We start from the raw sequence: 6,388 nt of genomic DNA, 5'->3' as shown, positions 1-6,388 counted from the left end.
GGGTGTGGAAGTGCAGTAATGCATTAAGCTAACCAGTACTAATTGCCCGTACGGCTTGTCCCTATAACCTTAGCAGGTGCAGAGGATAAGACAGTACAACGTTGCGTGTGTGTTGATACCATTCATTACCCTAATCTTTGCTTCTTCCAGATTCAGGCTTTGTCGCTCGACCGAGGACAAATGCCAGTACAAGTTATGCCTGATGACCATAGCAAGTTGGTCCCACCCCTTCCCATCCCGAACAGGACCGTGAAACAACTTTGCGCCGATGATAGTGCTGCAACCAGTGTGAAAGTAGGTTATCGTCAGGCTTGTTATTCGCAGTAGAAAAAAACCCCGATCAGTGATGAGCGGGGTTTTTTTTCGTCTGCAGGTTTTGCCGCGATGCACCTTATTCGTGCATGGCTTGGTGCAAAAACTCATATGCTGCTCAAAAACCATGCAGAAGTGGGGTTTTGCAGATCGTATACAGGCTTTGTATGCAGGCACGAAAAATGCTCATGGATAATGGCGTGCTGTTCATTACGGGACAGTACGCTCCATCCCACCTTGAGGAGTTGTCCATGAATCGCCGTTCGATCCTGTTGTCGCTGATCTTGTCCGCCACCGCACTTGCCGCACCGCTGACCCATGCCGAGGCGCTCGACGATATTCTCAAGGCCAAGGTCTTGCGCGTCGCCGTGCCCCAGGATTTCCCGCCTTTCGGCTCGGTCGGTCCTGACATGAAACCTGTCGGCTACGATATCGACGTGGCCGCACTGCTGGCCAAGGCGCTGGGCGTCAAGCTGGAACTGGTGCCTGTCACCAGCGCCAATCGCATTCCCTATCTGAATACCAAAAAAGTCGACCTGGTCATTTCCAGTCTTGGTAAAAACCCGGAGCGTGAAAAAGTCATCGATTTCAGCGCCGCTTATGCGCCATTTTTCAGTGGCGTATTCGGTGGCGCTGATCTGGCGATCAGCAAGGCCGAGCAACTGGCGGATAAAACCGTGGGCGTGACCCGTGGCGCCGTGGAAGATCTTGAGCTGAGCAAAATTGCGCCCCCGACCACCACCATCAAACGTTTTGAAGACAATAACGCGACCATTTCCGCTTTCCTGTCCGGCCAGGTACCCCTGATTGCCACCGGCAATGTGGTGGCTGGCGCAATTGTCGAAAAACAGGCTGCCAAAAAACTGGAGTTCAAATTCTTTATCAAGAATTCTCCTTGTTATGTCGGCATCAATAAAAGCGAGCCCAAATTGTTGGCGCAAGTCAATGCGATCCTGGCCAAGTCAAAAGTGGATGGCAGCCTCAATAGCATCGCCCAGAAATGGCTGAAAACAACGCGCCCCGTCACGGCCTTGCTGTAACTGATTCTCTGCCGCTGCCATGCCATTCGGGCATGCCGCGGCCATCGTCTTCGACCATTCAGACCGGCTCACTGCAAGGGCACCATGGCATACATTTTTGATTTCAGCAGTATTTGGGAATATCGCGAGTATCTGCTCAACGGCGTGATCGGTACCTTGCGCCTGACCCTCGTCGGCACGGTGCTCGGTGTTGCCATCGGTATTCTTGGCGCTATCTCGCGGGCCTGGAAACTACCCGTGCTGTCCCCGATCTATACCGTGTATGTGGAGCTGATCCGCAACACGCCGTTCATCGTGCAGCTGTTTTTTGTCTTCTTCGGCTTGCCCAGCCTGGGCATTCATTTGAGCGAATGGCAGGCGGCAACGATTGCGATGGTGCTCAACCTGGGCGCCTATAGCACCGAGATTATCCGCGCCGGTGTGGAATCTGTACCGAAAGGACATATCGAGGCCGCTTCAGCGCTGGCGATGTCGCGTTTCCAGATTTTCCGGTGCGTGGTCTTGCGTCAGGCCCTGCTCAAGATGTGGCCGGCTTTGTCGAGCCAGATCGTGATCGTGATGCTCGGTTCGTCGGTGTGCTCGCAGATTTCGGCGGAAGAACTGACCTTTGGCGCCGGCTTCATTACCTCGCGTAACTTCCGCTCCTTCGAGGTGTACTTCGTGGTCACCATTATGTACTTTTTGCTGGCGGTCGGCGTGCGTCGCGCCCTGGGGCTGTTTGGCCGCTACGTGCTTGCCAGGAGAGCCACATGAGCGATTTTTCCCTGTGGGACATCATTCGCAACTTGTTGCTGGCGGGGCGCTGGACGGTATTGCTCTCCTTGATCGCCTTTGTTTGCGGCGGCTTGGCCGGCATCGCGATCCTGATGATGCGCACGTCAAGCTCGCGGTTGCTGCGCCGGTTTGCCGTGATGTATATCGAACTGTTCCAGGGCACGCCGCTGCTGATGCAATTGTTCCTGCTGTTCTTTGGCCTGTCTCTGACCGGCATGCAAGTGTCGCCCTGGCTGGCGGCCAGCGTGGCCTTGACCTTGTTTACCAGCGCCTACCTGGCGGAAATCTGGCGCGGTTGCGTCGAGGCGATTCCCCGTGGCCAGTGGGAAGCGTCTGCCAGCACAGCAATGACGTATATGGAACAGATGCGTCATGTGATCTTGCCGCAAGCGCTGCGCATCGCCGTTGCACCGACTGTCGGATTTTCCGTGCAGGTCGTGAAGGCGACGGCGGTCACTTCCATCATCGGCTTTGTCGAGCTGACCAAGGCCGGCTCGATGATCAGTAACGCCACTTTTGCACCGTTTACCGTATATGGCTTGATCGGCCTGATGTATTTTTGTCTGTGTTTCCCGCTTTCGCTATATGCCCGCCGCCTGGAAAGGAAAATGAATGTCTCTCGTTAGCATCAATGGTTTGCACAAGCGTTTTGGTACGCACCACGTCCTCAAGGGCATCGACCTGCACGTCAAGGAAGGACAAGTCACAGCCGTGATCGGACGTAGCGGTTCGGGCAAGAGTACCTTGCTGCGTTCGATCAACGGGCTGGAAAGTTTCGATGAAGGGTCGCTCGACGTCGATGGTGTGCGCGTCACCGTCGGCCAGACCGATTTGCGCCAGTTGCGCTTGAAGGTCGGCATGGTGTTTCAGCAGTTCAATCTGTATCCGCATCTGAGCGCCGGACAGAATGTGATGCTGGCGCCAACCGTGGTCAAAAAAATAGGCAAGCAGCAAGCTGAAGCGCTGGCGCGCGATGCGCTGGCAAAAGTCGGCCTTGCCGATCGCTTTGACTCTTTTCCAGACCAGCTGTCGGGTGGCCAGCAACAGCGTGTGGCGATCGCCCGAGCTCTCGCGATGCAGCCGAAAATACTGTTGTGCGATGAAATTACCTCAGCGCTCGACCCCGAACTGGTAAACGAAGTGCTGGCCGTGGTGCGCAAGCTGGCCGAGGACGGCATGACCTTGATCATGGTTACGCATGAAATGCGTTTCGCCCGCGAAGTGGGCGATCAACTGGTGTTCATGCATCAAGGAAAAATCCATGAGCAAGGTGATCCGAAGGCCCTGTTTGCTGCGCCGTCAACGCCGGAACTGGCCAGTTTCATCAGTTCGGTTTCCTGACCGTTTTTGACAAAGACGGATCCCGCATGTCTGACCCCACCACAGCAGCCGTTCCCAATTCGTCCGAAGAGATCGCTGCGGATATCGCAGCGGCGATTATCGAACGCCGATTGCCCCCTGGCACCAAACTCAAGGAGGAGGCCCTGGCCCGTGTGTATTCTGTCAGCCGCACCAAGATCCGTGCGGCCTTGCTGATGTTGTCGAAAGATGAGCTGATCGAGATCATCCCGGAAAAGGGCGCATGCGTGTGCAAGCTCAGCGAACGTGAGGCGCGCGAAATCTTTGCCGTGCGCCGCACGCTCGAAGCCAGCCTTGCCCGTGATTTCGTGGCTATGGCCAATGCCGACGATTATCGTCGCATCGATGCCCACCTGGCCCTGGAACGCCAGGCCATGGTGCAGAACGATTTGCCGCTGCGCGCCAGACTGCTCGGTGACTTTCATACCTTGTTGGCCGATATCGTTGGCAATCTGGTGTTGAAGGAAATCTTGCGCAAACTGACGGCGCGGACCTCGTTGATCGCCATGCATCAGCAGTCCAGCGAAGACGCCAGTTGCTCATCGGACGAACATGCATTGTTCATCGAGGCCGCCAGGGCCGGTAACGCCGACGCCGCCGTCGACCTCATGTTGCACCACCTCGACCATGTGCTCAAGGCACTGCACATCGATGCTGCAGACTGTGTCGACAAGAAAGACCTGATCAAAGCCCTGCTGGCCGCCTGAACAAAAACAAGTATGACGATGGAAAGTCCTTGCCAAGACTGCCGGGGCTTTGCTATAGTTCGCCTCCCCAATGAGGCGCAGTCAAATGCGGCAGTTGAGGATCACCGGAAACGGTGGTGTTGTAAAAAGTTTTTAAGCGCAATGCGCTGAAAAACGGGGTTGACGAAATGCTGAAAACGCTTCATACTCTTCCTTCTTCGCAGCTGACAAACACAACGCTTTGTCGATAGCGCGAAACGTAACACCGAATACCGTTCTTTAACAATTAACAGTCGATAAGTGTGGGCATTTGATGAAGTGCAGCAGTGGTCTTCGGATCGCTGTCAAACTTAAAATATCAAATGTTCACAAGAAATAATGAAATAGGATACTTCTTCGGAAGTAGCCTGTCAGTTTTTTGAGTGAGCGCATCTTTTGCATGCAAAAGATGTGGATGGTAGTGATGCTGTCCGACCTGTCAGAAATGACATTAAACAGAGATTAAACTGAAGAGTTTGATCCTGGCTCAGATTGAACGCTGGCGGCATGCCTTACACATGCAAGTCGAACGGCAGCACGGAGCTTGCTCTGGTGGCGAGTGGCGAACGGGTGAGTAATATATCGGAACGTACCCTGGAGTGGGGGATAACGTAGCGAAAGTTACGCTAATACCGCATACGATCTAAGGATGAAAGTGGGGGATTCGCAAGAACCTCATGCTCGTGGAGCGGCCGATATCTGATTAGCTAGTTGGTAGGGTAAAAGCCTACCAAGGCATCGATCAGTAGCTGGTCTGAGAGGACGACCAGCCACACTGGAACTGAGACACGGTCCAGACTCCTACGGGAGGCAGCAGTGGGGAATTTTGGACAATGGGCGCAAGCCTGATCCAGCAATGCCGCGTGAGTGAAGAAGGCCTTCGGGTTGTAAAGCTCTTTTGTCAGGGAAGAAACGGTGAGGGCTAATATCCTTTGCTAATGACGGTACCTGAAGAATAAGCACCGGCTAACTACGTGCCAGCAGCCGCGGTAATACGTAGGGTGCAAGCGTTAATCGGAATTACTGGGCGTAAAGCGTGCGCAGGCGGTTTTGTAAGTCTGATGTGAAATCCCCGGGCTCAACCTGGGAATTGCATTGGAGACTGCAAGGCTAGAATCTGGCAGAGGGGGGTAGAATTCCACGTGTAGCAGTGAAATGCGTAGATATGTGGAGGAACACCGATGGCGAAGGCAGCCCCCTGGGTCAAGATTGACGCTCATGCACGAAAGCGTGGGGAGCAAACAGGATTAGATACCCTGGTAGTCCACGCCCTAAACGATGTCTACTAGTTGTCGGGTCTTAATTGACTTGGTAACGCAGCTAACGCGTGAAGTAGACCGCCTGGGGAGTACGGTCGCAAGATTAAAACTCAAAGGAATTGACGGGGACCCGCACAAGCGGTGGATGATGTGGATTAATTCGATGCAACGCGAAAAACCTTACCTACCCTTGACATGGCTGGAATCCTTGAGAGATCAGGGAGTGCTCGAAAGAGAACCAGTACACAGGTGCTGCATGGCTGTCGTCAGCTCGTGTCGTGAGATGTTGGGTTAAGTCCCGCAACGAGCGCAACCCTTGTCATTAGTTGCTACGAAAGGGCACTCTAATGAGACTGCCGGTGACAAACCGGAGGAAGGTGGGGATGACGTCAAGTCCTCATGGCCCTTATGGGTAGGGCTTCACACGTCATACAATGGTACATACAGAGCGCCGCCAACCCGCGAGGGGGAGCTAATCGCAGAAAGTGTATCGTAGTCCGGATTGTAGTCTGCAACTCGACTGCATGAAGTTGGAATCGCTAGTAATCGCGGATCAGCATGTCGCGGTGAATACGTTCCCGGGTCTTGTACACACCGCCCGTCACACCATGGGAGCGGGTTTTACCAGAAGTAGGTAGCTTAACCGCAAGGAGGGCGCTTACCACGGTAGGATTCGTGACTGGGGTGAAGTCGTAACAAGGTAGCCGTATCGGAAGGTGCGGCTGGATCACCTCCTTTCTAGAGTTTGCACGAATCAGCAATGATTCACTCATTAAATGTCCACACTTATCGACTGTTAGCTGAAGAAGAAACAGTAGTCGTATGTAGCACCGCGTTGGGGCTGTAGCTCAGCTGGTTAGAGCACCGTGTTGATAACGCGGGGGTCGTTGGTTCGAGTCCAACCAGCCCTACCAGTTAA

General features: G+C 54.1%; 5 protein-coding genes, 1 tRNA gene and 2 rRNA genes. All 8 read left to right on the top strand.

What is annotated here, in order from left to right; all coding sequences use genetic code 11:
* The first annotated feature begins 198 nt into the window (after positions 1-198).
* A 5S ribosomal RNA gene (rrf, locus tag CD932_RS09110) occupies positions 199-311 on the top strand.
* Between the two features lie 252 nt (positions 312-563).
* Complete coding sequence (locus tag CD932_RS09105) at positions 564-1,352, top strand: transporter substrate-binding domain-containing protein (protein ID WP_094442357.1); 789 nt, start codon at positions 564-566, stop codon at positions 1,350-1,352.
* 84 nt (positions 1,353-1,436) lie between these two features.
* On the top strand, positions 1,437-2,105 hold the full coding sequence (locus CD932_RS09100) for an amino acid ABC transporter permease (protein ID WP_094442356.1): 669 nt from the start codon (positions 1,437-1,439) through the stop codon (positions 2,103-2,105).
* Positions 2,102-2,752: an amino acid ABC transporter permease gene (locus CD932_RS09095; RefSeq protein WP_094442355.1), complete on the top strand. Its 651-nt coding sequence runs from the start codon at positions 2,102-2,104 to the stop codon at positions 2,750-2,752. The genes CD932_RS09100 and CD932_RS09095 overlap by 4 nt, the downstream gene beginning before the upstream one ends.
* Positions 2,739-3,467, top strand: a complete 729-nt coding sequence (locus CD932_RS09090; protein WP_094442354.1) for an amino acid ABC transporter ATP-binding protein — start codon at positions 2,739-2,741, stop codon at positions 3,465-3,467. Before CD932_RS09095 ends, CD932_RS09090 begins: the two co-directional genes overlap by 14 nt.
* Before the next feature lie 26 nt (positions 3,468-3,493).
* Entirely contained in the window at positions 3,494-4,192 is a 699-nt protein-coding gene (locus tag CD932_RS09085; protein ID WP_094442353.1) for a GntR family transcriptional regulator, read from the top strand.
* 482 nt (positions 4,193-4,674) lie between these two features.
* A 16S ribosomal RNA gene (locus CD932_RS09080) occupies positions 4,675-6,207 on the top strand.
* Positions 6,208-6,306: 99 nt separating this feature from the next.
* Positions 6,307-6,383: transfer RNA gene (locus tag CD932_RS09075), tRNA-Ile, on the top strand.
* The last annotated feature ends 5 nt before the right edge of the window (positions 6,384-6,388 follow it).

This window comes from Janthinobacterium sp. PC23-8 (genome assembly GCF_002250505.1).
Lineage (GTDB): Bacteria > Pseudomonadota > Gammaproteobacteria > Burkholderiales > Burkholderiaceae_D > Janthinobacterium.
The sequence above is the reverse complement of the archived record's forward strand: the minus strand, read 5'-3'. Positions and strand labels throughout refer to the sequence as shown.

Excerpts from the sequence above, each read along its gene's own strand:
- CD932_RS09105 (WP_094442357.1), top strand. The coding sequence starts at position 564 with ATGAATCGCCGTTCGATCCTGTTGTCGCTGATCTTGTCCGCCACCGCA.
- CD932_RS09100 (WP_094442356.1), top strand. The coding sequence starts at position 1,437 with ATGGCATACATTTTTGATTTCAGCAGTATTTGGGAATATCGCGAGTAT.
- CD932_RS09095 (WP_094442355.1), top strand. The coding sequence starts at position 2,102 with ATGAGCGATTTTTCCCTGTGGGACATCATTCGCAACTTGTTGCTGGCG.
- CD932_RS09090 (WP_094442354.1), top strand. The coding sequence starts at position 2,739 with ATGTCTCTCGTTAGCATCAATGGTTTGCACAAGCGTTTTGGTACGCAC.
- CD932_RS09085 (WP_094442353.1), top strand. The coding sequence starts at position 3,494 with ATGTCTGACCCCACCACAGCAGCCGTTCCCAATTCGTCCGAAGAGATC.